This window comes from Mesorhizobium sp. M0998 (genome assembly GCF_040318885.1).
Lineage (GTDB): Bacteria > Pseudomonadota > Alphaproteobacteria > Rhizobiales > Rhizobiaceae > Mesorhizobium.
This window is the reverse complement of the sequence record NZ_JAMYND010000004.1, coordinates 229255-252235: the sequence shown is the minus strand read 5'-3', so window position 1 is coordinate 252235 and position 22981 is coordinate 229255. Positions and strand designations below refer to the sequence as shown.

At 62.3% G+C, this 22981-nt stretch carries 22 protein-coding genes; 14 read left to right on the top strand and 8 right to left on the bottom strand.

Features of this window, described 5'->3' with window-relative positions; genetic code table 11:
- Nucleotides 1-42: 42 nt before the first annotated feature.
- Both NKH59_RS06065 and NKH59_RS06060 read left to right on the top strand, forming a co-directional pair.
- Nucleotides 43-894 (top strand): carbohydrate ABC transporter permease, encoded by an 852-nt coding sequence (locus NKH59_RS06065; protein ID WP_502908678.1) that lies wholly within the window; start codon nt 43-45, stop codon nt 892-894.
- Between the two features lies 1 nt (nt 895).
- Entirely contained in the window at nt 896-1789 is an 894-nt protein-coding gene (locus NKH59_RS06060; protein ID WP_023674766.1) for a carbohydrate ABC transporter permease, read from the top strand.
- Between the two features lie 183 nt (nt 1790-1972).
- Here NKH59_RS06060 and NKH59_RS06055 read toward each other — a convergent pair whose 3' ends face one another.
- Nucleotides 1973-2959 (bottom strand): alpha/beta fold hydrolase, encoded by a 987-nt coding sequence (locus tag NKH59_RS06055; RefSeq protein WP_352996249.1) that lies wholly within the window; start codon nt 2957-2959, stop codon nt 1973-1975.
- A gap of 146 nt (nt 2960-3105) precedes the next feature.
- On the opposite strand from NKH59_RS06055, the gene NKH59_RS06050 reads away from it, so the two are divergent.
- From NKH59_RS06050 to NKH59_RS06025, 6 genes are all read left to right on the top strand, one after another.
- On the top strand, nt 3106-3855 hold the full coding sequence (locus NKH59_RS06050) for a competence/damage-inducible protein A (RefSeq protein WP_352766769.1): 750 nt from the start codon (nt 3106-3108) through the stop codon (nt 3853-3855).
- A 78-nt stretch (nt 3856-3933) separates the two neighbouring features.
- A complete protein-coding gene (locus NKH59_RS06045; RefSeq protein ID WP_353021300.1) occupies nt 3934-4767 on the top strand; it encodes a universal stress protein in 834 nt (277 codons plus the stop codon).
- 112 nt (nt 4768-4879) lie between these two features.
- On the top strand, nt 4880-5380 hold the full coding sequence (gene gpt, locus NKH59_RS06040) for a xanthine phosphoribosyltransferase (protein ID WP_352474044.1): 501 nt from the start codon (nt 4880-4882) through the stop codon (nt 5378-5380).
- A 222-nt stretch (nt 5381-5602) separates the two neighbouring features.
- Nucleotides 5603-6091, top strand: a complete 489-nt coding sequence (locus NKH59_RS06035; RefSeq protein ID WP_353021298.1) for an NUDIX hydrolase — start codon at nt 5603-5605, stop codon at nt 6089-6091.
- A 647-nt stretch (nt 6092-6738) separates the two neighbouring features.
- Nucleotides 6739-10503 carry a vitamin B12-dependent ribonucleotide reductase gene (locus tag NKH59_RS06030; RefSeq protein WP_353021295.1) on the top strand — a complete coding sequence of 1255 codons (3765 nt, stop codon included), beginning with the start codon at nt 6739-6741 and terminating at the stop codon, nt 10501-10503.
- Between the two features lie 6 nt (nt 10504-10509).
- A complete protein-coding gene (locus NKH59_RS06025) occupies nt 10510-11517 on the top strand; it encodes a DUF4238 domain-containing protein (RefSeq protein ID WP_352614080.1) in 1008 nt (335 codons plus the stop codon).
- Nucleotides 11518-11748: 231 nt separating this feature from the next.
- On the opposite strand, the gene NKH59_RS06020 is transcribed toward NKH59_RS06025, so the two are convergent.
- Both NKH59_RS06020 and NKH59_RS06015 read right to left on the bottom strand, forming a co-directional pair.
- Nucleotides 11749-12120 carry an endonuclease domain-containing protein gene (locus tag NKH59_RS06020; protein WP_352926483.1) on the bottom strand — a complete coding sequence of 124 codons (372 nt, stop codon included), beginning with the start codon at nt 12118-12120 and terminating at the stop codon, nt 11749-11751.
- Between the two features lie 231 nt (nt 12121-12351).
- Nucleotides 12352-13371 (bottom strand): glycoside hydrolase family 25 protein, encoded by a 1020-nt coding sequence (locus NKH59_RS06015; protein ID WP_352836841.1) that lies wholly within the window; start codon nt 13369-13371, stop codon nt 12352-12354.
- A 259-nt stretch (nt 13372-13630) separates the two neighbouring features.
- Here NKH59_RS06015 and NKH59_RS06010 point away from each other — a divergent pair, with 259 nt between their 5' ends.
- The gene (locus NKH59_RS06010) at nt 13631-14545 is read left to right on the top strand and encodes a hypothetical protein (protein WP_353021292.1); all 915 of its coding nucleotides are present in this window, start codon (nt 13631-13633) and stop codon (nt 14543-14545) included.
- A 12-nt stretch (nt 14546-14557) separates the two neighbouring features.
- Here NKH59_RS06010 and NKH59_RS06005 read toward each other — a convergent pair whose 3' ends face one another.
- The 5 genes from NKH59_RS06005 to NKH59_RS05985 form a co-directional block, all read right to left on the bottom strand.
- The gene (locus NKH59_RS06005; RefSeq protein ID WP_023717422.1) at nt 14558-14770 is read right to left on the bottom strand and encodes a hypothetical protein; all 213 of its coding nucleotides are present in this window, start codon (nt 14768-14770) and stop codon (nt 14558-14560) included.
- 118 nt (nt 14771-14888) lie between these two features.
- Complete coding sequence (locus tag NKH59_RS06000; protein WP_352872454.1) at nt 14889-15287, bottom strand: GFA family protein; 399 nt, start codon at nt 15285-15287, stop codon at nt 14889-14891.
- A 196-nt stretch (nt 15288-15483) separates the two neighbouring features.
- Nucleotides 15484-16440 carry an alpha/beta fold hydrolase gene (locus tag NKH59_RS05995; protein ID WP_353021289.1) on the bottom strand — a complete coding sequence of 319 codons (957 nt, stop codon included), beginning with the start codon at nt 16438-16440 and terminating at the stop codon, nt 15484-15486.
- A 24-nt stretch (nt 16441-16464) separates the two neighbouring features.
- Nucleotides 16465-16950, bottom strand: a complete 486-nt coding sequence (locus tag NKH59_RS05990; protein ID WP_352620675.1) for an SRPBCC family protein — start codon at nt 16948-16950, stop codon at nt 16465-16467.
- A 121-nt stretch (nt 16951-17071) separates the two neighbouring features.
- A complete protein-coding gene (locus NKH59_RS05985) occupies nt 17072-17320 on the bottom strand; it encodes a ParB N-terminal domain-containing protein (protein ID WP_023674751.1) in 249 nt (82 codons plus the stop codon).
- Nucleotides 17321-17475: 155 nt separating this feature from the next.
- On the opposite strand from NKH59_RS05985, the gene NKH59_RS05980 reads away from it, so the two are divergent.
- Genes NKH59_RS05980 through NKH59_RS05960 form a run of 5 tightly spaced genes read left to right on the top strand, consistent with a single transcriptional unit; the run spans nt 17476 to nt 22975 of the window.
- Complete coding sequence (locus tag NKH59_RS05980; protein WP_353021286.1) at nt 17476-19116, top strand: N,N-dimethylformamidase beta subunit family domain-containing protein; 1641 nt, start codon at nt 17476-17478, stop codon at nt 19114-19116.
- A gap of 1 nt (nt 19117) precedes the next feature.
- Entirely contained in the window at nt 19118-20485 is a 1368-nt protein-coding gene (locus tag NKH59_RS05975) for an aminotransferase family protein (protein ID WP_352766783.1), read from the top strand.
- A 10-nt stretch (nt 20486-20495) separates the two neighbouring features.
- Nucleotides 20496-21425, top strand: coding sequence for a 3,5-dioxohexanoate:acetyl-CoA acetone transferase (kce, locus tag NKH59_RS05970; protein WP_352501605.1), 930 nt, complete (start codon nt 20496-20498; stop codon nt 21423-21425).
- Nucleotides 21426-21434: 9 nt separating this feature from the next.
- Complete coding sequence (locus NKH59_RS05965; RefSeq protein WP_353021283.1) at nt 21435-21947, top strand: GNAT family N-acetyltransferase; 513 nt, start codon at nt 21435-21437, stop codon at nt 21945-21947.
- Complete coding sequence (locus NKH59_RS05960) at nt 21944-22975, top strand: histone deacetylase family protein (protein WP_352474026.1); 1032 nt, start codon at nt 21944-21946, stop codon at nt 22973-22975. Before NKH59_RS05965 ends, NKH59_RS05960 begins: the two co-directional genes overlap by 4 nt.
- Nucleotides 22976-22981 lie beyond the last annotated feature (6 nt).

Here is a 22981-nt window from a genome sequence, read left to right as displayed (position 1 = left end):
ACGTTCGTGTCCGAAAGTCATAACGCGCTTGGCTTCGGCTTCATGCTGCCGGCGGCGGCGCTGCTGCTGGTCTTCCTGACCTATCCGCTCGGGCTCGGCGTCTGGCTCGGCTTCACCGATGCCCGCATCGGCCGCCCCGGCATCTTCATCGGTATCGAGAACTACGAATATCTGTGGGATGACGCCGTCTTCTGGCTCTCCGTCTTCAACACCTTGCTCTACACGATCAGCGCCTCGATCCTGAAGTTTGCGCTCGGCCTGTGGCTGGCGCTTATCCTCAACCAGAACCTGCCGTTCAAATCGTTCTTCCGCGCGATCGTCCTGCTGCCCTGGGTGGTGCCGACGGTGCTGTCGGCGATCGCCTTCTGGTGGATCTACGATTCGCAATTCTCGATCCTGTCCTGGGCGCTTATGGAAATGGGCCTGATCGACCATCGCATCAACTTCCTCGGCGATCCCGAGAATGCGCGGGCTTCGGTCATCGCCGCCAATGTCTGGCGCGGCATTCCTTTCGTGGCGATCACGCTGCTTGCCGGCCTGCAGACGATTCCGCAGTCGCTCTACGAGGCCGCCACGCTCGACGGTGCCAGCCGCTGGCAATTGTTCCGCTATGTGACGCTGCCGCTGCTGACGCCGATCATCGCCATCACCATGACGTTTTCGGTGCTGTTCACCTTCACCGACTTCCAGCTGATCTATGTGCTGACACGCGGCGGGCCGGTGAATGCCACGCACCTGATGGCGACGCTGTCGTTCCAGCGCGGCATTTCCGGGGGCCAGCTTGGCGAAGGCGCGGCGATCGCGGTCGCCATGATCCCGTTCCTGCTGGCGGCGATCCTGTTCAGCTATTTTGGCCTGCAACGCCGCAAATGGCAGCAGGGCAGCGGAGATTGACATGACTGCGATCGAAACGAGCAAACGCCCGGAACTCGACGAAGGCGGCATGGGCTACCTGCAGAGTTTGCCGCGCCGCGTGGTGACGGTCTACCTGCCGTTGCTGATCTTCGTCATCGTGCTGTTGTTTCCGTTCTACTGGATGACGATCACGGCGGTTAAGCCCAACCTCGAGATGACCGACTACGCCAATTTCAATCCGTTCTGGGTGGTGCATCCGACGCTCGAGCATATCCGCTACCTGCTCTTCGAGACATCCTATCCGGGCTGGCTGCTCAACACGATCATCATCTCGACCGCCGCTACGTTCCTGTCGCTGCTGGCTGCGGTGTTCGCTGCCTATGCGATCGAGCGCTTGCGGTTCTCCGGGGCGCGGCAGGTCGGCCTCGCGGTGTTCCTGGCCTATCTCGTGCCGCCCTCGATCCTGTTCATTCCGCTGTCGGTGATGGTGTTCAACCTTGGGCTTTACGACACGCCGTTCGCGCTCATCCTCACCTATCCGACCTTCCTGATCCCGTTCTGCACATGGCTGCTGATGGGCTATTTCCGCTCGATCCCGTTCGAGCTGGAAGAATGCGCGCTGATCGACGGGGCGAGCCGCTGGCAGATCCTCACCAAGATCGTGCTGCCGCTGTCGGTACCGGGGCTGATTTCCGCCGGCATCTTCGCATTCACGCTGTCATGGAACGAGTTCATCTACGCCTTGACCTTCATCCAGTCGTCCGAAAACAAGACTGTGCCGGTCGGCGTGCTCACCGAGCTGGTGCGCTCGGACGTCTATGAATGGGGGGCGCTGATGGCGGGAGCGCTGATCGGCTCGCTGCCGGTGGTGGTGCTCTATTCGTTCTTTGTCGAGCATTATGTTTCCTCGATGACCGGAGCCGTGAAGGAATAGCCGACGTGATTAAGTTCGGAGGTATTCCGGGCGGCCGGAAATGCCTGGGATAGGCACCCTGCCGGCCGAGGCTACGGCCGGTTACTTCCCGCAGTATTGATCGTTGACATTCGTGTTGGCGTTGGCGTCGGAGACAGGCTTGCACACCTTTGCGTGAGGAATGCGCGAGGTTGCGGAAGGGTGTCAGCTGCTGGTGTCGGACTTCGGCGCAAATGCGCGCTCGGCAATGCGTTTGATGAAAGCGACGACCCGTTCCGGCTCGACGAATTGCGGCATGTGGCCAAGCCCCTCGACAGGTTCGAAATCGAGCCCGCTGATCTTTTCCATCAGCGGCCAGCCGTGGATATCGATGCCCAGCACGCGATCGGAAGCACCAAACAGAATGCCGGCCGGCAAGGTGATCTCGCCATAGCGTTGCTCGATGCGGCCAAGGTCGTGCGCGATCGCCACGACATCGGTCGATGTCGCGTAGAAATGGCTTGGCCTCAGCCCGCACCAGCCGCCGCCCTCGACCATATAGTCGGCCGGCGCCGTCTGCGGCGCGAAAATGAAGGCAAGCGTCGCTTCGGCATATTTGAGAGCCGCCGGGATCGCCACCGTACAAGCCATGATCCGGCGCCGCAGCGGCGACTTAATGTACAGCGGGCCGAACTTCTCGCGCGCGTCCGGCTCCAGATGGGTCAGCGGTGCCAGCAAGGCGATGCCGGAAATCGCCTCTGGATGCTCGACCGCCAGCGTCAGCGCGATGGCGCCACCCAGCGAATGACCGACGACCAGCGGCTTTCCCAGCCCAAGCGCGTCGATAAAATGCCGCACGACCTCGGCCTGCTCGGACAGCCGTCCGCTGGCGGCCCTGGCCCGCACCGAATAGCCGGAGCCCGGGCGGTCGAGCGCGATCAGCCGATAGTCCGGGCCGAACCGTCCGAACAGCGTGTGGCCGAATTGATGAAGCTGCGCGCCGAGGCCGTGCAGGAAGACGATCGGCCGCCCCTCGCCCGTCTCGACATAATGGATGCGGTTGCCGTCGATCTCGATGAATCTGCCACTGGCCGGCACCAGCCTTTCGGCCTTCGCCGCGATCCGCAGCGTCGCCAGCAGCGGATAGGCTGCCACGACGAGCGCCAGCAGAAACAGCGCGCCGGGTAGCCATAGCAGAATTGATACCGGCATCTTTCCCTCAGCGCCCAAACCGGCGCAGCATCACCCGCCAACGGGTGTACTGCAAGGGAGGTGGCACAGGTGGATCCGTCGTTTGGCGGCATTGCCGCCGGCCGTTTGCCGCGCTATCTCAGGCGACCCGTTTGCCGGAGCCTGCCATGACCGAAATCGTCACCGCCGCCATGCTCGTCATCGGCGACGAGATTCTGTCCGGCCGCACCAAGGACAAGAACATCGGCCACCTCGCCGAGATCATGACGGCGATCGGCATCGACCTGAAGGAAGTGCGCATCGTTGCGGACGAGGAAGACGAGATCGTCGCTGCGGTGAATGCGCTGCGCACCCGCTATACTTATGTCTTCACCACCGGCGGCATCGGCCCGACGCATGACGACATCACCGCCGATTCGGTTGCCAAGGCCTTTGGCGTGCCATGCGAATACGACGCCAAGGCCTACGCCCTGCTGGAGGCAAGCTACGCCGCCCGCGGCATCGAATACACCGAAGCGCGCAAGCGCATGGCGCGGATGCCGCGCGGGGCAGACCACATCGATAATCCAGTGTCGGTTGCGCCGGGCTTTCGCATTGGCAACGTCCATGTCATGGCCGGCGTGCCGGCGATTTTCCAGGCGATGCTCGACAATGTCGTGCCGACATTGCGGGCCGGCACCAAAATGCTGTCGGCAACCGTGGAATGCCCGTTCGGCGAAGGCCTGATCGGCGGGCCGCTGGGCGACATCCAGAAGGCGCATCCGGACACGATCATCGGCTCCTACCCGAAATATGGCGACGGCAAGTTCTGGACGGAACTGGTGGTGCGCGCCCGCAGCCAGCAGGCGCTGGACTCCGCACGCGCCGACGTAGAGGCTATGGTGGCGGGCTTGATCAAGGAAAGCCGAGTGGGCTGATCGGCCGGCCTGACGGAACCAGCATCGCGCAGTGACGTTTGTCACGAGTGGGATCGCCGTATGAAGTGAGGGACTGCCATGCGCTTCAAGACCATCGTCGCCATATTGCAGAATGAACCGGATGCCGAGCGCGTCCTCGACTGCGCGATCCCGCTGGCCAGCCGATTCCAGAGCCATCTGATCGGCATCCATGCCGAGGCGCTGCCCGTGCCCTACACCTCTGCCACCGGCTTTCCGGACACCGAGTTCCTGCAGGTTTCCGCCGATATGAACCGGGAGCGCGCCGAGAAGTTGCAGGCCGCCTTTCACAAGCGCATCGAGAATTCCGGCCTGTCGTTCGAGTGGCGCAGCCTCGAGAGTTTTTCCGGCGACAGTGCGCTGACCGGCATCTCGACCGTTCGCACCGCGGACCTGATCATCGCCGCGCAGCGCGAATCGGGCAGCGACCCGAGCGCCGACGTCGACACCCTGGTCTACGATGCCGGCCGGCCGGTGCTGGTGGTACCGCATTCGGGTTCGCTGGTGACCAGCTTCAAGCATGTGCTGCTCGCCTGGAACGGCAGCAAGGAAGCCGCGCGCGCCGCCTTCGATGCCCTGCCCTTCATTATCGAGGCCGAAAAGACGGACATCGTCGTCATCGACCCGCCCGATACGCTCGACGAGGCGCCGGAAACAGCCGGCGCCGAGATCGCCGCCTCGCTGTCCAGGCATGGCGCGACCGTCGGTGTCTCGGTGCTGAGGTCCGGCGGCGCCTCGGTCGACGACATCATCCAGACCAGGGTCGCCGAGTCGGGTGCGGACCTGCTCGTGCTCGGCGCCTACAGCCATTCCTGGCTGCGCCAGCTGCTGTTCGGCGGCGTGACGCGAACGGTGCTGCGCACCGCACCCGTGGCGGCCTTTCTGTCGCGGTAGGTTCACAGGGATAGCTTTCCACGCCCCTTGCCAAGGCCAAGCCTTTCCAGTTAATTCCGCGCGCATTCCATAGTGTCTGCGCGCGATGCGCGCTTTGCGGAGTGCGCGAAAGATGTCCCTGCCCGAAAAAGCCTTCCCGGTCTCCTGGGACCAGTTCCACCGCGATGCGCGCGCGCTCGCCTGGCGGCTTGCCGGCGCCAACAAGGGGCAATGGAAGGCGATCGTCTGCATCACGCGCGGCGGCCTGGTTCCGGCGGCTATCATTTCGCGCGAGCTTGGCATCCGCATCATCGAGACGGTCTGCGTCGCCTCCTACCACGATTATACCAGCCAGGGGCAATTGCAGGTGCTGAAGGAGGTCACGCCGGCGCTGCTCGTCGATGACGGGGCCGGCGTGCTGATCATCGACGACCTCACCGACACCGGCAAGACGGCGGGCATCGTGCGCGCGATGATGCCCAAGGCGCATTTCGCCACCGTCTATGCCAAGCCGAAAGGCAGGCCGATGGTCGACACTTTCGTTACCGAGGTCAGCCAGGACACCTGGATCTATTTCCCCTGGGACATGGGCTTCACCTACCAGAAGCCGATCGCCGACGACCACGCCGGCTGATTCGCGGCAACGCCGCTTGATGCACCGAGTCCGCCCAGAGGACCTCCGCACACCGATAAAGGCGTGGCGCGACGCTGCTGCAGTCGCGCCATTAGGCTGAGATCGGCGCAGATTGACGGAATTTGGCCGATCCGTGAAACATTTTTTACTTTTATTGCTCACGATTAGCCGTAAGATTCGTGAGACGGCAAATGATTCTGGAAGCTGGGGCAAGCTTCTCCGATGTTGACGAGGCCAACGACGCACAACCACAAGGCCGAAAGGGTCCGGCGACTCTTCGGCGCGGTGCCGTACCGCCTGCAGGTTGCAGCGCTGCCCTGGCGCGATAGCGGCGACGGCGTCGAAATCATGCTGATCACCAGCCGCGATACCGGCCGCTGGGTGCTTCCCAAGGGCTGGCCGGAAGCAAAGGAGCCGCTTTGCGAAGCGGCGGCGCGCGAAGCCGGCGAGGAGGCCGGCCTGAGCGGCACGATCTCGCATCACGAGGCCGGCCGCTATTTCTATGCCAAGCTGCTGGCTACCGGCGAGGAAGTGCCGTGCGAGGTCCTGGTGTTCCCGCTGCAGGTCGACAAGGTCGCCGACCGGTGGAAGGAAAAGCGGGCACGCACCCGCAAGTGGGTCAGCGCCGCCGAGGCTGTGCGCATGGTCAACGAACCCGACCTCAGCCAGATCATCGCCCATTTCTGCGCGGATCCGCATCGGTTCTCCTGAGTCTCAGTCGCGCATAGCCTATCGCTCAGGTGCTGTGGAACGTCGTTGCCGAAGCGCCTCCACCCAGAGCCGACCCTTCCTTGCGCTCCGCTTCTATCCCCGTTATCCACATGTGTGACACACAAGATGTGGGGGTCATAAAAGCTACGCAAACGAATCCTTGACGGCGCAAAACGAGTCGCCTTTTATAGGCCATGCGCTCCTGTTGAGAGTGCGACCGGAAAAGTTTCGAGGCCGGTCTTTTTCCCGGAATATGTGCGTTTTGAGCCGCATTCCTGCCTGTTTACGAGGCCGGCAAAGGCGTGGGATTTTGAAGCCTTGGGGGGCGAAAGGGGAGGATTGTCGGACTTGAATAAATTGTCTGTTAATACTATATTTAGTGTTTGCAGGTAGGTTCGACGCTAGATAATGTGAATTTCCCTCGATCGAGGGCGTTACAAAAAGTTTTCAGTTTTGAGGGACCCACAGGGTCCGTGAGCGCGTTGGACAGCGGCCTCGCAAGAGGTTTGGCCGGCAGGGCGGCGGAGACTGTGACGATGAGAGCCGGCGGTTTTCGAACGCCGGCAGACGGCGGACATGCGCGTTTCGTCAAGAGGGCAGAAATCCTCTGGGAAAAGCGCTATATGTAGACAAAAGGGACCGGACCAATGCGCATCGAGCGTCGTTTCACCAAGCCAGGACAATCTGCCTATGCGGAGATCGAATTCCGCAAGGCGCTTTCCGAGATCAAGAATCCGGATGGGTCGGTGGTGTTCCGCTTGGACAACATCGACGTGCCGGCGCAGTTCTCCCAGGTTGCCGCCGATATCCTGGCGCAGAAATATTTCCGCAAGGCGGGCGTCCCGGCACGGCTGAAGAAGGTCGAAGAGACGCAAGTCCCCTCCTTCCTGTGGCGCTCCGTCGCCGACGAGGCTGAACTGGCCAAGCTGCCGGAAGCCGAGCGCTACGGTTCCGAGATCGACGCCCGCCAGGTCTTCGACCGGCTTGCCGGTACCTGGACCTATTGGGGCTGGAAGGGCGGCTACTTCAAGTCGGAGGAAGACGCGCGCGCCTTCCGCGACGAGCTCGCCTATATGCTGGCCACCCAGCGCGTCGCGCCGAACTCGCCGCAATGGTTCAACACCGGCCTGCACTGGGCCTATGGCATCGACGGCCCGAGCCAGGGCCACTTCTATGTCGACCCGTTCACCGGCAAGCTGACCAAGTCGAAGTCTTCCTACGAGCATCCGCAGCCGCATGCCTGCTTCATCCAGGGCGTGCAGGACGACCTCGTCAATGAAGGCGGCATCATGGATTTGTGGGTGCGTGAGGCGCGCCTGTTCAAATACGGCTCCGGCACCGGCTCCAATTTCTCGTTCCTGCGCGGTGAAGGCGAAAAGCTGTCGGGCGGCGGTCGTTCGTCGGGGCTGATGAGCTTCCTCAAGATCGGCGACCGCGCGGCGGGCGCCATCAAGTCGGGCGGCACGACGCGTCGCGCCGCGAAAATGGTCATCGTCGACGCCGATCATCCCGATATCGAGGAATTCATCGACTGGAAGGTCAATGAGGAGCAGAAGGTCGCCTCGCTGGTCACCGGCTCGAAGATCGTCAAGAAGCATCTCGAAGCGATCATGAAGGCCTGCATCAACTGCGAAGGCAATGGCGACGATTGCTTCGACCCGGCGGTCAACACCGCACTGAAGCGCGAGATCAAGGCGGCCAAGAAGGACGCGGTGCCGGAGAACTACATCTACCGCGTCATCCAGTTTGCAAAGCAGGGCTACACCTCGATGTCGTTCAAGACCTACGACACCGACTGGGATTCGGACGCCTATCTCACGGTTTCCGGTCAGAATTCCAACAATTCGGTGTCGCTGAAGGACGATTTCCTGCGCGCCGTCGAGCAGGACGGCGACTGGCATCTTACCGCCCGCAAGGACGGCAAGGTGCTGAAGACGCTGAAGGCGCGCGATCTCTGGGAAAAGATCGGCTATGCCGCCTGGGCATCGGCCGATCCGGGCCTGCATTTCAACACGACGATGAACGACTGGCACACCTGCGCCTCGGCCGGTGCGATCCGGGCGTCCAACCCGTGCTCGGAATACATGTTCCTCGACGACACCGCCTGCAACCTGGCCTCGATCAACCTTCTGCCCTACCGCAACGCCGACGGCACTATCGACATCGCCGCCTACGAGCACACGGTTCGGCTGTGGACCATGGTGCTGGAAATTTCGGTGATGATGGCGCAGTTCCCGTCGAAGGAGATCGCCAAGCTTTCCTACGAGTACCGCACGCTCGGCCTCGGCTATGCCAATATTGGCGGCCTGCTGATGACCTCCGGCATTCCCTATGATTCCGACGAGGGCCGCGCCATCTGCGCCGCCCTCACCGCGATCATGACCGGCACGGCCTATGCCACTTCGGCCGAAATGGCCGCCGAGCTCGGCGCCTTCCCCGACTACGACCGCAACGCGCAGAACATGCTGCGCGTCATGCGCAACCACCGCCGCGCGGCCTATGGCGAAAGGGACGGCTACGAGAAGCTAGCCGTCAACCCGGTGCCGCTGGTCGCCTCGGATCTCAGGCAGCAGGAGCTTGCCGACCATGCCAAGGCCGCCTGGGACCGCGCCATCGAGCTCGGCGAGGAGCATGGCTACCGCAACGCGCAGGCAACGGTGATCGCGCCGACCGGCACGATCGGCCTGGTGATGGATTGCGATACCACCGGCATCGAGCCCGACTTCGCGCTGGTAAAATTCAAGAAGCTGGCCGGCGGCGGCTATTTCAAGATCATCAACCGCGCCGTGCCGGAAGCGCTGCGCACGCTCGGCTATTCCGAGGCCCAGATCGCCGAGATCGAGGCCTATGCCGTCGGCCACGGCAATCTCAACCAGGCGCCGGGCATCAATCCCGGCTCGCTCAAGGCAAAAGGCTTTACCGACGACAAGATCGCAGCGCTCAATGCGGCATTGAAGTCGGCCTTCGACATCAAGTTCGTCTTCAACCAGTGGACGCTGGGCGCCGACTGGGTGAAGGAGACGTTCGGCTTCACCGACGAGCAGCTAAACGATTTCTCGTTCGAGATGCTGCCGGCGCTGGGCTTCTCGAAGAAGGACATCGAGGCCGCCAACATCCATGTCTGCGGGGCGATGACGCTGGAAGGCGCGCCGTTCCTGAAGGCCGAACACCTGCCGGTGTTCGACTGCGCCAGCCCGTGCGGCAAGATCGGCAAGCGCTCGCTGTCGATCAACAGCCACATCATGATGATGGCGGCGGCACAGCCCTTCATTTCCGGCGCCATTTCCAAGACCATCAACATGCCGAACGACGCAACGGTGGAAGATGCCAAGGGCGCCTACATGCTGTCGTGGAAGCTGGCGCTCAAGGCCAACGCGCTCTATCGCGACGGCTCAAAGCTGTCGCAGCCGCTCAACGCCTCGTTGCTTGCCGACGTCGAAGACGACGAGGACGAAGCCATCGAGCAGCTGATCGCGGCGCCGGCCGCGCAGCGCGCCGTGCAGGTGACCGAGAAGATCGTCGAGCGCGTCGTCGAGCGTCTCTACCGCGACCGCGAGAAACTGCCGAACCGCCGCAAGGGCTATACCCAGAAGGCGGTCGTCGGCGGCCACAAGGTCTATCTCAGGACCGGCGAATTCGATGACGGCCGCCTCGGCGAGATCTTCATCGATATGCACAAGGAAGGTGCCGCCTTCCGGGCGATGATGAACAACTTCGCCATCGCCATCTCGCTCGGCCTGCAATATGGCGTGCCGCTCGAGGAATTCGTCGAAGCCTTCACCTTCACCAAATTCGAGCCGGCCGGCATGGTGCAAGGCAATGACGCCATCAAGAACGCCACGTCGATCCTCGACTATGTCTTCCGCGAACTCGCCGTCTCCTATCTCGGCCGCAACGACCTCGCCCATGTCGACCAGTCGGACTTCGACAAGACTGCGCTCGGGCGCGGCATCAACGAAGGCAAGGCAACGCCCTTCTCCAAGGGCCTGACCCGCGGCGCCTCGCCGGTCAAGCTGGTGTCGGGCATGGGCGCCGAGCCGAAAGGCTTTGCGGGTTCCGGTTCCGGAACTCCGGCCCGTACCGCCCCGACCGCCTTCTCCGGCTCCAACGTGCTGACGCTGAAGCCCGCCAGCGACGAAGCCATCGCCTACAAGCGCGACTACGAGGAGCGCGCCAGGGAACTGGTCGAGGACATCGTCTACGCGGAAGCCTCCGACCCGACGGAGCTGTTCACCGACGAGGCCGCGAAAGAAGCAGCCGAAGCCAAAGCGCTCGCCGCCAACCGGCGCCAGCAATCATTGATGCAGGGCTACACCGGCAACGAATGCTCGGAATGCCATAACTTCACGATGGTGCGGAACGGGACTTGCGAGAAGTGCGATACTTGCGGGGCGACGAGCGGGTGTAGCTGAGGATCGATGCCGCGTGAGAACCAGCACTATGTTCCACAATTCCTTCTGCGCAATTTTTGCGCAGAAGGACAATGTCATGTCTTTGACAAATCGACCTGCAAAGAATTTCGAACTAACCCACGCAATATTATGGGCGAAGCGGATTATAATGTAGTCCGCTTAAAAGGTAATTTTTACCTGGATTTCGAAAGCAAGTTCACCCACGTAGAGAACCTAGCAAAACCTGTTCTTGAAAGCATAATAGCCAACGAGACCGTATCTGCCTTAAGCCCCATGGATTTGGCAACGCTGTGTTGTTTTGTGGTTGTGCAGCACCTTCGCTCGAAGTCGTCGCGTCAAAGCTACTCTGGCATATTTCAAGATGTCAAACTTCGGTTCCCCGATCTGAAAACGAACGACATTCCCGAGCATTTTTCGGATGAAGAATATGAAAAATTTTGTCTCCTTAAAATGAACCTCGATAAATTGGATGAGATTGCAGGACACTTGACAACCAAGAAATTGATCTTGCTAAAAAAGTGTTGCGCCGGAGAATTATACATCTCAGACAATCCACTCGTAATGCACAATTACAACGACTTTGGACCGTACGGAAATATTGGACTGGGTGTACCAGGGATCGAAATTTATTTACCGATATCTTCGGATCTCGTCCTAGGTTTTTTGTGTCCTACGATCATCGACGGCTTTCATAAAGAACGTGCCAAGGCAGAGCAAAAAATAAGTGAAATCCAACTGAAGGTTTTCGTGGATGGCGCTCTTCCGCTTCAAAGCGGTGTGTCAGTGATTTTAGATGCAAAGGAAAGACTAGAACAGGCAAAAATGAAAATCGCAATGCTTGTCGATTCTCAATACGCGCCGATATCCAAGGACATCCTTATTTTTCTGAATGCTCTTCAAATACAATGGGCTAACAGATTTATCGCAGCACGGAGGAAGGATTTTTCCTTTGCGCATAAAGTAATGAAGGAAAAACCTCACTGGCGTGAGCACCCACGAATTGAAGTAGCTTAAAATTAAGCCCCACCAGCGGCAAAATCATCCGTGCCGGCGACTAGCCGCGAGGGACGTGTTCGCCTCTCCCCTTCTCCCCTTGTGGGAGAAGGTGGCCTCGCGAAGCGAGGTCGGATGAGGGGTGCTCCAGCTTGGCACCGGCGGCGCTACGTCCAACACCCCTCAACCGTCTCGGCGCTCCGCGCCGAGCCACCTTCTCCCACAGGGACAGGGGGAGAAGGGAAGAGCGCGCTACCGCCAAGGCTGCAAACTCTCGTCCCGTACGTAGGCGATGATGGTATCGCAGACGGCGTTCAGATCCCGCAGCACGTCATCGTTCCAGAAGCGCAGCACGCGAAAGCCCCTCGCCTTCAATTCGGCATTCCGCTCCCGATCATAGCCCGAATCCGCGTGCTGGCTGCCGTCGATCTCGACAATCAGCCTGCCCTCGGCGCAAACAAAATCGGCGATGAACCGGCCGACCGGGACCTGACGCCGGAATTTGATGCTGTCGAGCTTGCGTCCGCGCAGCTCATGCCACAGGCGGTCTTCCGCCTCGGTCGGCTCGCGTCGCATAGAGCGGGCGAAACGACGCTTGGTCGGCGCGACGGGCTGGTGCGGCATGGGACGAGGGTATCCAATCTGGGCATGACGTCCAAGGAATTTGAGACCAAGTGTGGAAAACCGAGCGCTATCCCTTCTCCCCTTGTGGGAGAAGGTGGCCTCGCGAAGCGAGGTCGGATGAGGGGTGCTCCAGCTTGGCACCGACGCACTCCGTCCAACACCCCTCAACCGTCTTGGCGCTGCGCGCCAATCCACCTTCTCCCACATGGGGAGAAGGAAGAAGCTGCCGCGCTACTCCGCCTCGGCCACCATCTGCCTTCCACCAACCCAGTCGCGCCACGCCCTCTCATCACCATGGAACACGTTGAGGTCGATGCGGCCTCTTACGCCGTGCGACAGGCCGGACCCGGAATATTGCCAGAACAGCCATTTGCGGCCGGGATAAACCTTTGATGGGTGCGCCGCCACGGCGCGCAGCCAGAATGGATAATCTGGGAAGGCGCCCCTGAGATTGTCACGGTAGAAGTCAGGCGCGGTGTAGATGATTGGGCGCTGGCCGTAGTAGCGCTCAAGCTTGTCCATGAACACCTGCATCTTCTCCAGCACCTTTTGCCGCGACGGGCGGCGCTTGCAGCTGGATTCGCCGTTCCACTCGACGTCGATCACCGGCGGCAGCGCGCCCTCGACCCTCGGCACATTGCGGATGAACCAGTCGGCCTGCTCGCCGGCGGTGCGGCACCAATAGAAGAAGTGGTACGCGCCGCGCTTGAGGCCGGCGGCTTCGGCACTACGCCAGTTCCTGGTAAACATCGGGTCGAGATGATCGCCGCCGTCGGTCGCCTTGATGTAGGCGAAGTTTGCGCCCTGGGCGCGCAGCTTTTGCCAGTTCACATTGCCCTGCCAGCGCGAAACGTCGACGCCGTGGACGGCAAGGCGCCTCGGCGAGGAGGATTTACCGAAATTGATCGGCTTGGCGTCGCGAAAACCATAGCGCGTGACCGGCTCGGCAAGCATCGCCGGTGCTGCGCGTGTCAGCCGCTTCGGCGGCGCCATCAGCGCGATCACCTCGGCCGGCGGATCGATGCTTTGGTCGGGTACGTCCATCGCGACCTGTTGTTCGTCCTGCTCCTGTTCCGCGAAGGCTGGCGCAGCATCAGTTTTCGCCACGGATGCCACCGGCGCGGGTGGCCGCACAACCGAGCTGGTGGTCTCACTGGACGGCACTTGCAGCGCATCGACGCCGGAGGTCGACGTGCAGCCGGCAAGGCACAGCGCTGCGATCGAGAAGATGACGACGCCTGATAACCGCATCTGGACCTGTACGCAAAACACAACAGACCGAAGGCAGGACAACGCCGCCGGACAAACCAAGCTGGATTCCTAACAAGAAACTACCAACAAAGTTTGAATCGAATTGTTAGGGCTTTGCATCGGGACGTTCGCCCGGACGGAGGTGCGCTATGCCCCAACGTTCGGCCACGTGGCTGCCTCGCAATCCCGCTTGACAACTCACTGCATGAGATTAGTCTCCACTAATCTTACGGTGTAAGGCCATACTTGGGAGGAAGTCATGCAGCCCGCCGCCTTGTCAGAATTGCAGCCGGTAGTCCCGCCGGAGCCATGCTCGCCCGCCATCGGGATCGACGAGATATCTGGCGATCTCAGCCGCGTCATCGAACGCGCCGAGGTCGATGCCTGGCTCGACCTCTATCGCGCCGCCCCGGCAGACTTTGCCGCAAGGCAAGGCCTTGCCATCGCCGAAGATGGCGATCTCGTCTGGACCACCTGCACGACGATCCCGTTCATCCATTTCAACTGCGTCAAGAATTTCGGTGTCGATAGCGCTGCCACCGAGAGCCGGCTCGACGCGCTTCTGGCGCATTATCGCGACGCCGGTATTCTGCGGCCCTGGTTCTACACCAATCCACATACCGAGCCCGCGACGCTCAGCTGCTGGCTCGAGGCGCACGGCTTGCAACGTCAGGGCGGCTGGGAACGCATCTTTCGCGACGCCACGCCATTGCCACCGGAGCCGCTTTTCCCGACTGAGAACGTCTCGGTCGAGCGGGTGACACCGGCAACGGCAAGGGAATGGGCTGGGTTCATCGACAGCCGATATCGGTTACCGACCTCACCGTGGTTGCTGGCGCTGGCCGGCCGACGCGGCTGGCAGCATTACATGCTGCGGCGGGACGGCGCGGTGGCGGCGGTGCGCTCGATGTTCATCGGTGCCGACGGCATGGCCTGGAGCGGCATCGACGCGCCGGTTCCCGGCATCATGGCGCCGAGCTTCGACCTCGATGCAATGCTCGGCGAAGCGATGGTGCGCGACGGACTTGCGGCCGGTGCAAAACTGTTCGTGGCCGACATCGAGGCGCCGCGCGCCGAACGCGACGGGCCGGCCTATCGCAACTATGCGCGCCTCGGCTTCAGGCTCGCTTATTTCCGCAGCCATTACAGCTATTTGCCGGCAAATTCCGGCTGACCGCTTCAAGACCTAGCCGCACAGCCACAGCTTGTGGCAGGTCGTGGCCATCAGGTGGGCCGGCGGTACAAAACGATCGTTGACCGCCACATCATCGTCCGCCCGGCGGACTTTTTCCTCGAGCAGCGTACGAAGTTCTGCCGGCTGCACGCGGTCGCGCTCCATCACCAGCTTGATCATCGGATCACTCAAGAGCTCGTCCAGGGTGTTGATGCTGTCGTTCATTCCGTCGCCTCCTCGACTGCCGCCCGCACGCAATAGATAGGCAGCAATGATGGCCCGCCAATGACGCTTTGCCGGCTATCTCGTGTCGCTTCGGATTAAATTTTGTCCAGATTTCACCTCAAGCCGGAGGTGGCGCGCCTTGATATTGCGGCAGGCCGTCGTCGATCTGCACCCAGGGCTGCTTCGAGGCGGTCCAGATATGCATCTCAGGCCTGAACAACGAGGGATCATCGAGCGAGCCGGTGGTGATGCCGATGATACCGGCGGAATCGCGCCGGGAAAACATCGTCGTGCCGCAGCGCGGGCAAAAGCCGCGCTTGAGATCGGGCGAGGAATTCACCGTCGCCAGCGGTCCGTCGACCGTCACATCATCGATGCGGAACAGCACGCGCGCATTGAAGGCGGCACCCAGCGCCTTCTGGCACAACCGGCAATGGCAGACGCGCTCATTGATCGGTGCCGCCTCGGCGCGGTAGCGCACCGCGCCGCACAAACACCCGCCCTGATATCTTGCCATCACCCGCGTCCCTGCCCTGTGAGGATAGGCGGCATACCTATCGATAGGCGTGGCAGCGTCAATTGAAAAGCTTTGATGGCGCCATCTATAGCTGTGATGCGGCCAATACACGATTGGCCGATGCGCCGGGCCAAGGCCCCATGGGCGAAATGCCGGCCATCTCGCGGAAGACGGCCGGCAGACAATTGACTGGGCGTCAGTTCGTTTCGTTGACGACCTCGTCCCAGGTCTTGACCTTGGTCTGGCCATTGAGGAACGGCAGCGTGGCAGCTGTCAGTTCCGGCGCGAAGAACACGTCGTAGTGGGTGCGGTTCGGCAGGATCGCCAGGCGGTTTTGCGACAGGTTCTCGCGCATCCAGCCGGCGTCCTTCAACCCGCCGCCAAGCATCTGGTAGAACTTGATCTCGTGCTCGGGCCGGTACATGTCGCTGTCGCCGAACACCAGCATGACCGGCATTTTCAGCTTCGGCACGTCGGCTGAATAATCGTAGTCCTTGCGCATATAGGCGCCCAGCTGGTCGAGCAGTTTCGGAAAATCCTCCGGATGCGGCGCGACCGCGACATAGGATTTGTACATCGGCGTGTCCTTCATCATGTCGGCCATCGCCGCGCCGACTTGTGCCTGCTGGCCACGCATCTCGGCATAGAAGCCGTCCGCGGCATAGCCGGTCGAGACCAGCACCAGGCGGCGCACCGCTTCAGGCTGCTGGACGGCCATGCGGAAGGCGACGCCGCCACCCAGCGAATAACCCATCACGTCGACCTTGTCGTAGCCGAGCGCCTTGACGATCGCCGCCATGTCGTCGCCCATCGCCTCCAGGCTGAGCGGCCGGTCGCCGAGCGCGGTGCGGCCATGGCCCTGCAGGTCGACCCCGATCACGGTGCGGTTCTCGGTAAGCTTCGGCAGGATCGGCGCGAACATGTCGGTCGTGCCGAGACCGCCATGCAGCAGAAGCAGCGGCTCGCCCTTGCCATAGACGGCGTAATAATAGTTCAGGCCGTTGATCGGCAGCAGGCCGGATTTTTCCGGCGTCGGCAGTGTTGCGGTTGCGGTCGTCATGGCGGGCTTGGCCTCCTCTGCGTTGATGGTGCCCGGCGCGGCAAATAGCGCGGCGGCCGAGGCGAATATGGCGAAAAATACCGATCTGGACACGTCAGTCTCCCTCTCCCGTTTGCATCAAAGTCGCTTTGCGACCTCCTCAAGCTGTTCGGCGCACTGGCCCCAGCCCTCGTGAAAACCCATTTTCTCGTGCTGTTCGCGGTCGGCGACCGACCAATGCGCGACGCGGGCAATGTAGCGGGTCTTGCCCTCGCCCTCGTCCTCGAAGGTCAGCACGACCGTCATGAACGGCTTTTCGGACGGCTCCCACGCCTTCGTATAGGCATCGGTGAAGACGAGCTTTTTGCCCGGTACGACTTCGAGGAAGATGCCTGGATTCGGGAACTCCTTGCCGTCGGGATCGGCCATGACGACAAGGGTGGAGCCACCGGTCCGCACATCCATTTCGGCGCGCGGCGTCATCCACGGCTTCGGCGAGAACCATTGCGTCAACAGCTTTGGCTCGGTCCAGCAGCGATAGACGTTCTCGTGCGGCGCATCGATGATGCGGGCGAGAACCAGCTCGCGATCGGAGTTGGGGGCGATGTCGAGCTTGGTGGTCATGGTGTTTCCTCACACGTCGGTTTTGGCTTCCGTGTCTAGGACGAACCGACACGACGCAAGCCGACACGGCCCGCGAAAAAATCCGCGGGACAGGAGATTCGAACGACGGAAATAAGTGGCTTCAGTGGCGCTTGGCTTGCACCAGATAGGCGTCGATCTCGGTCTCGCCGAGCCACTTGGCCGCTTCCAGCCGATGCAACCCTTCGACCAGGATATGGCGCTTGCCGTCATGGCGCACTTGGATCGGCATCTTCATGCCGTTTTCCAGAATGTCCTCGGCCAGATGGCGGACGGTCTCGGGATGCAGCGTCTTTTTGCGCGCCGTCGGCACGTAGATATCGTTGACCCTGACCTTTTGCACTCTCAGCATGTCGGCTCCCGTGGCGGACAAGGCCGCGTTTTGTGAGATAGTCTGTTTGTCCGGCAACGCCAAGGGAGCGCCCGGCAATGGCTGGCCCGATCGTTTCCAATTGACGCTTGGCCGGCGGATGGCCGAAATGGCGGCCTTCGACCTTAGCGGTGTCCATGAACCACCTGCCGACCGAGTTTCCCGATTTCGGACTGACGCCGGAGCAGCGACGCCAGGCGGTGCGCAGCCATTACTGGGAATGGCCCGGTATGGATGGCAGGCGCGGCGAAATCTGGTGCTACAGCGACCGTTTTTCCTACCGTCCTGGCGACATGGTGGCACTGCATGTCAGTTCGACGGCCGCCAGTTTCGGCATCGCGATCGTCCGCGACGGCGGCGCGGAAACGACAATGTTCGAAGGGACCGGAATCGCGGCGCGCTGGCAAGATACGCCGGACCAATGTTCGGTCGAAGGCTGCGGCTGGCAAGCGTCGTTCGAGTTTCGCATCGGCGACGACTGGCCGTCCGGCGCCTATCGCGTGACGCTGACGGCAGATGGCCGGGACGGCAAGCCGATCCGCTGCCACCATCTTTTTATCGTCGCGCCGCAGCCCGGCAAAAAGCCTGGCCGTGTGCTGCAGGTGGCGGCCACCGGCACCTGGCTCGCCTACAATACATGGGGCGGTTCCAACCATTACGAAGGCATCACCGGGCCAGGCCGGGACCAATATGCACGAATGGTGTCGACCCAACGGCCGTGGTGCCGCGGCTTCGTCGTGCTGCCCAGGGACGCGCCGCGCGTGCCGCTCGAAGTCGCCGTGCCGCCGAAAACCGTGCCGCGCTATCCGCATATGGAATGGGCCTTTGCTACCGGCCATTCGAAGAAATACGCCTCGTCCGGCTGGGCAAGCTACGACAGCCATTTCTTCCGCTTCGCCGAGCGTGCCGGCTACGCCGTCGATCTCGCCAGCCAGCACGATCTGCATTTTTCGCCTGACATTCTCGACGGCTATGACTGCGTCGTCCTGGTCGGCCACGACGAATATTGGACCTGGGAAATGCGCGATGCGGTCGACACCTATGTCGAGCGCGGCGGTCATGCGGCGCGCTTTGCCGGCAATTTCATGTGGCAGACCAGGCTGGAGGACGAAGGCCGCCGGCAGGTCTGCTACAAATACCGCGCCCGTGCCGAGGACCCGGCCTATCGCGGCGGCGATATAAGGCGCGCCACCAATTCCTGGGAAGCGCCGGAAATCGGCCGGCCGGGTGCCGCGACCTTCGGTCTCAACGCGACAAGAGGCGTCTATGCCGGCTGGGGCGGCTGCGCGCCGCGCGGCGTACGCGGCTTTCCGGTCTACCGGCCGGAGCATTGGGCGTTTGCCGGCACCGGCATCTACTATGGCGATCTGCTTGGCGCCGACAGCCACGTCTATGGCTACGAGGTCGACGGGCTCGACTTCGAGATCCGCGGCGGCCTGCCCTACCCGACAGCCACAAGTGGCGCACCGGATGGGCTACAGGTGCTCGCGGTCGGCATGGCAAGCCAGGTCGAGGAAGGCGCCGACATTGCGTTCGAGGACCAGTTTCTCGGCGACGAGGACGGACGCTTCACCGCCGAGACGCTGTTCGGCGAGGCAAGCGATGCCAACCTCGACAAGGTCAAACGCGGCAACGGCATGATCGTCAATTTCCCGCGCGGCAAAGGCGAGGTGTTTCACGCCGGAAGCTGCGAATGGGTTGCCGGCCTGCTAAGGCAGGATGCGATTGTCGAGCGCGTCACCAGAAATGTCCTCGACCGCTATCTTGGAAAGCCATGACATGTTGAAGTCTCCTGCCCCGGAAACTCGCGAAGCCTCGCATCTGTTTTATCTATCCAGCGTGCGCCGGCCGCTGATCGACCGCGCCGAAGGCATCTACATGTGGACGCAGGATGGCCGCCGCTTCATCGACGGATCGAGCGGTCCGATGGTTGCCAATATCGGCCACTCCAATCGCAACGTGCTCGACGCGATGAAACGGCAGATGGACCGCGCCACCTTCGCTTACCGTCTGCATTTCGAGAACGAACCGGCAGAGGAGCTCGCGCGGCAGCTGGCGGCCAAACTCCCCGAGGGCATGGACCGCATCTTCTTTGTCTCCGGCGGCTCGGAAGCGACCGAATCCTGCATCAAGCTGGCGCGGCAATGGGCGGTCGCCACCGGCCAGCCCAGCCGTTGGAAGGTGATCTCGCGCTTTCCCTCCTATCATGGCGGCACGCTCGGCGCGCTCGCCGTTACCGGCGACGATGCGCTGTCCGAAACATTTGTGCCGATGATGCAGATGATGCCGACCGTGCCGGCGCCCATCGCCTGGCGCGACCGCGACAATCTTTCGATGGAACAGCGCGGCATCCGCTACGCCGACATGCTGGAGGAAAAGATCCTCGCCGAGGGACCGCAGAGCGTGCTCGCCTTCATCATGGAGCCAGTCGGCGGCGCTGCCACGGCAGCACTGGTGGCGCCCGACAGCTACTATCCGCGCATCCGCGAGATCTGCGATCGCTACGGCATCCTGCTCATCCATGACGAAGTGATGAGCGGTGCCGGCCGCACCGGAAAATTCCTCGGCGGCGACCACTGGAACTGCAAGCCCGACATCGTCGCGCTGTCGAAGGGGCTGGGCTCTGGCTACGCGCCGCTCGGCGCGCTGGCGGCACCGATGCGGCTGGTGCAGCCATTGCTCGCGTCGGGCGGCTTTCAGCACGGCCACACCTACGCCGGCAACCCGCTCGCCTGCGCCGCCGGGCTCGCCGTACTCGGCGAAATGGACCGTCTCGGCCTGATCGCCAATGCGGCTGACATGGGCGAGCTTTTGATGGACGAGTTGAAGCGATTGGCGAAGCGGTTTCCATTCATCGCCGACGTCCGTGGCAAGGGCCTGCTCACCGGTGCCGAGATGCTTGCGGATCCCGACACTCTGAGGCCGATCGAGCCTGCAAAGAAGGCCACCCAGCGGCTGCTCGACCTCGCCTATGAGCGCGGCCTGATCATCTACGGACGCAAGGTCAAGGGCGGCGTCGACGGCGACAATTTCATGGTCGCGCCGCCGATGATCGTCACCGCCGCGCAGATCGGCGAGATCATATCCATCATCGGCGACTCGCTCGAGGTGCTGGCCGGCGAGCTCGACCTGCCGGTCGAAGGCTGAGAGGCGAACCATGGCGTCGCGAAAAGTCATCATCACCTGCGCCATCACCGGGTCGGTACACACCCCGTCGATGTCGCCGCATCTGCCCGTGACGCCGGACCAGATCGCCGCAGACGCGATCGCCGCCGCCGAGGCCGGCGCTTCGATCCTGCATCTTCATGCCCGCGACCCTAGGGATGGGCGGCCGACCGCCGACCCCGAGGTGTTCATGCAGTTCCTGCCGCGCATCAAGCAGGCGACCGATGCGGTGATCAACATCACCACCGGCGGATCGTCGCTGATGACGCTCGACCAGCGGCTGGCCGCGCCGCTCAGGGCCGAGCCGGAAATGTGTTCGCTCAATATGGGTTCGATGAATTTCGCGCTGTTCCCGATGCTCGAGCGGCCGCGAGAATGGCAGCACGAATGGGAGCCGAAGCTGCTCGAGGCTACCCGTGACACGATCTTCAAGAACACCTTTGCCGACATGGAGACGGTGCTCGAGAAGCTCGGGCGTGGTTGCGGCACGCGCTTCGAATTCGAGTGCTACGATGTCGGCCATCTCTATTCGCTGGCGCATTTTCGCGATCGTGGACTGGTGTCCGGACCTTTATTCATCCAGTTTGTTTTGGGCATTCTTGGCGGCATCGGCGCCGATCCAGAAAACCTGATCCATATGAAGCGCATCGCCGACAAACTGTTCGGCGACAGCTACCGGTTTTCGGTGCTGGCCGCCGGACGCCACCAGATGCCGATGATCTCGATTGCGGCGGCGATGGGCGGCAATGTCCGCGTCGGGCTGGAGGATAGCCTCTACGAAGGGCGCCAGCTCGCCAAGTCCAATGCCGACCAGGTGCGCCGCATCCGCGGCGTGCTCGACGGATTGTCGCTGGACGTCGCGACGCCGGCCGAGGCGCGGCAGATGCTGGCGCTCAAGGGCGGCGACCGCGTGGCGTTCTGAGATGCGACCGTGACCAACCCACCGTCAAGAGACATTGTCATCCGGCCCGGGACCGTCGAGGACGTCGAAACCATCCACGCCGCGCTCCTGCGGCTCGGCGCGCATGTCGGCGCACATCAGGAGATCACCTCGACGGCTCAGGATCTCCGCACCTATGGCTTTGGCGAAAAGCCTGCCTTCTCAACCTTGATCGCCGAAGTCGGTGGCGAATTTGCCGGGCTGTGCCTGTATTTCCCGATCTTCTCGACATGGATGGGACGGCCCGGCGTCTATGTGCAGGACCTCTATGTCGAGGACCGTTTTCGTGGCCGCAGGATCGGCGAACGCCTGCTGCGCCGAGTCGCGGCGCAATGCCGGAAGAGCGGCGGCGCCTATCTCAGGCTGTCCGTCGATACCGACAACGAGACCGCCAAGGCTTTTTACGAACGATTGGGCATTGCCTGGTCCAGCTACGAGCAGGTGCAGAAGATCGTCGGCGACGCCTTTTTCGCCTTTGCCGATGCACCGGAGGAGCCAACATGAAAGCCTTCTATGCCGAAGAACAGAAGCGCCATGACCCGAAGGCGTTCCTCTCGAGCGGCGCGCCGCAGCCCAATCCGGAAAGGCCGGAACGGGTCGAGCGATTGTTGGCCGGCGCAAAGGCTGCCGGCTGCACGATCGAACGGCCGCGGGATCACGGACTCAGCCCGATTGCGGCGGTGCATACGCCGGAATATCTCGATTTTCTCCAGCACATCTTCGCGCGCTGGCAGCGCATCGAGGGCGCCTCGGCCGAGGTCATCCCCAATATCCATCCGATCGCGCGGAACGGCTCCTATCCGGCCTCGGCGGTCGGCCAAGCCGGCTATCACATGGCCGACACCGCCTGCCCGATCTCCGGCGAGACGTGGCAGAGCGCGCTTTGGAGCGCCTGGAGCGCGGTTGAAACCGCCGAGGCGGTGATGTCTGGAGCGCCGGCCGCCTATGCGCTGTGCCGGCCGCCCGGCCATCACGCCTTTGCCGATGTCGCCGGCGGCTTCTGCTTCGTCAACAATTCGGCCGTCGCTGCACAGGTTCTGCGCAAACAGGCGGCGCGGGTGGCGATCCTCGATGTCGACCTCCACCACGGCAACGGCACGCAAGGCATCTTCTATGCCCGGCCGGACGTGCTCACCGTGTCGCTGCATGCCGACCCGGTGCGCTTCTACCCGTTTTTCTGGGGCCATGGCGACGAGCGCGGCGAAGGGCGCGGCCTCGGCTACAATCTCAACCTGCCGCTGCCGCGCAAATCCGGCGATACAACGTTCCTCGAAGCGCTGGAGGCATCGTTCCAGCGCATCAAGGCCTTCTCGCCCGATGCGCTTGTGGTGGCGCTGGGGCTAGACGCCTTCGAAGGTGATCCGTTCGGCGGGCTGTCGGTGAGCACGCCTGGTTTTTCGCGCATTGGCGAGGTGATCGCCGGGCTCGGCCTGCCAACGGTCATCGTCCAGGAAGGCGGCTATCTCTGCGACGAGCTCGGCGACAATCTCACCGCCTTCCTCACCGGTTTTGGCGGCACCCACAAGCGATGATCCGCC

What these genes read in the sequence shown, in the direction of transcription:
- NKH59_RS06060 (WP_023674766.1), top strand. Translation starts at nt 896, where the DNA reads ATGACTGCGATCGAAACGAGCAAACGCCCGGAACTCGACGAAGGCGGC.
- NKH59_RS06065 (WP_502908678.1), top strand. Translation starts at nt 43, where the DNA reads ATGCTGCCGGCGGCGGCGCTGCTGCTGGTCTTCCTGACCTATCCGCTC.
- NKH59_RS06010 (WP_353021292.1), top strand. Translation starts at nt 13,631, where the DNA reads ATGCAGCCCGCCGCCTTGTCAGAATTGCAGCCGGTAGTCCCGCCGGAG.
- NKH59_RS06005 (WP_023717422.1), bottom strand. Translation starts at nt 14,770, where the DNA reads ATGAACGACAGCATCAACACCCTGGACGAGCTCTTGAGTGATCCGATG.
- NKH59_RS06025 (WP_352614080.1), top strand. Translation starts at nt 10,510, where the DNA reads ATGCCGCGTGAGAACCAGCACTATGTTCCACAATTCCTTCTGCGCAAT.
- NKH59_RS06030 (WP_353021295.1), top strand. Translation starts at nt 6,739, where the DNA reads ATGCGCATCGAGCGTCGTTTCACCAAGCCAGGACAATCTGCCTATGCG.
- NKH59_RS05980 (WP_353021286.1), top strand. Translation starts at nt 17,476, where the DNA reads ATGAACCACCTGCCGACCGAGTTTCCCGATTTCGGACTGACGCCGGAG.
- NKH59_RS06020 (WP_352926483.1), bottom strand. Translation starts at nt 12,120, where the DNA reads ATGCCGCACCAGCCCGTCGCGCCGACCAAGCGTCGTTTCGCCCGCTCT.
- NKH59_RS06000 (WP_352872454.1), bottom strand. Translation starts at nt 15,287, where the DNA reads ATGGCAAGATATCAGGGCGGGTGTTTGTGCGGCGCGGTGCGCTACCGC.
- NKH59_RS06050 (WP_352766769.1), top strand. Translation starts at nt 3,106, where the DNA reads ATGACCGAAATCGTCACCGCCGCCATGCTCGTCATCGGCGACGAGATT.
- NKH59_RS05975 (WP_352766783.1), top strand. Translation starts at nt 19,118, where the DNA reads ATGTTGAAGTCTCCTGCCCCGGAAACTCGCGAAGCCTCGCATCTGTTT.
- NKH59_RS05960 (WP_352474026.1), top strand. Translation starts at nt 21,944, where the DNA reads ATGAAAGCCTTCTATGCCGAAGAACAGAAGCGCCATGACCCGAAGGCG.
- NKH59_RS05990 (WP_352620675.1), bottom strand. Translation starts at nt 16,950, where the DNA reads ATGACCACCAAGCTCGACATCGCCCCCAACTCCGATCGCGAGCTGGTT.
- kce (WP_352501605.1), top strand. Translation starts at nt 20,496, where the DNA reads ATGGCGTCGCGAAAAGTCATCATCACCTGCGCCATCACCGGGTCGGTA.
- NKH59_RS06045 (WP_353021300.1), top strand. Translation starts at nt 3,934, where the DNA reads ATGCGCTTCAAGACCATCGTCGCCATATTGCAGAATGAACCGGATGCC.
- NKH59_RS06015 (WP_352836841.1), bottom strand. Translation starts at nt 13,371, where the DNA reads ATGCGGTTATCAGGCGTCGTCATCTTCTCGATCGCAGCGCTGTGCCTT.
- gpt (WP_352474044.1), top strand. Translation starts at nt 4,880, where the DNA reads ATGTCCCTGCCCGAAAAAGCCTTCCCGGTCTCCTGGGACCAGTTCCAC.
- NKH59_RS05985 (WP_023674751.1), bottom strand. Translation starts at nt 17,320, where the DNA reads ATGCTGAGAGTGCAAAAGGTCAGGGTCAACGATATCTACGTGCCGACG.
- NKH59_RS06055 (WP_352996249.1), bottom strand. Translation starts at nt 2,959, where the DNA reads ATGCCGGTATCAATTCTGCTATGGCTACCCGGCGCGCTGTTTCTGCTG.
- NKH59_RS06035 (WP_353021298.1), top strand. Translation starts at nt 5,603, where the DNA reads ATGTTGACGAGGCCAACGACGCACAACCACAAGGCCGAAAGGGTCCGG.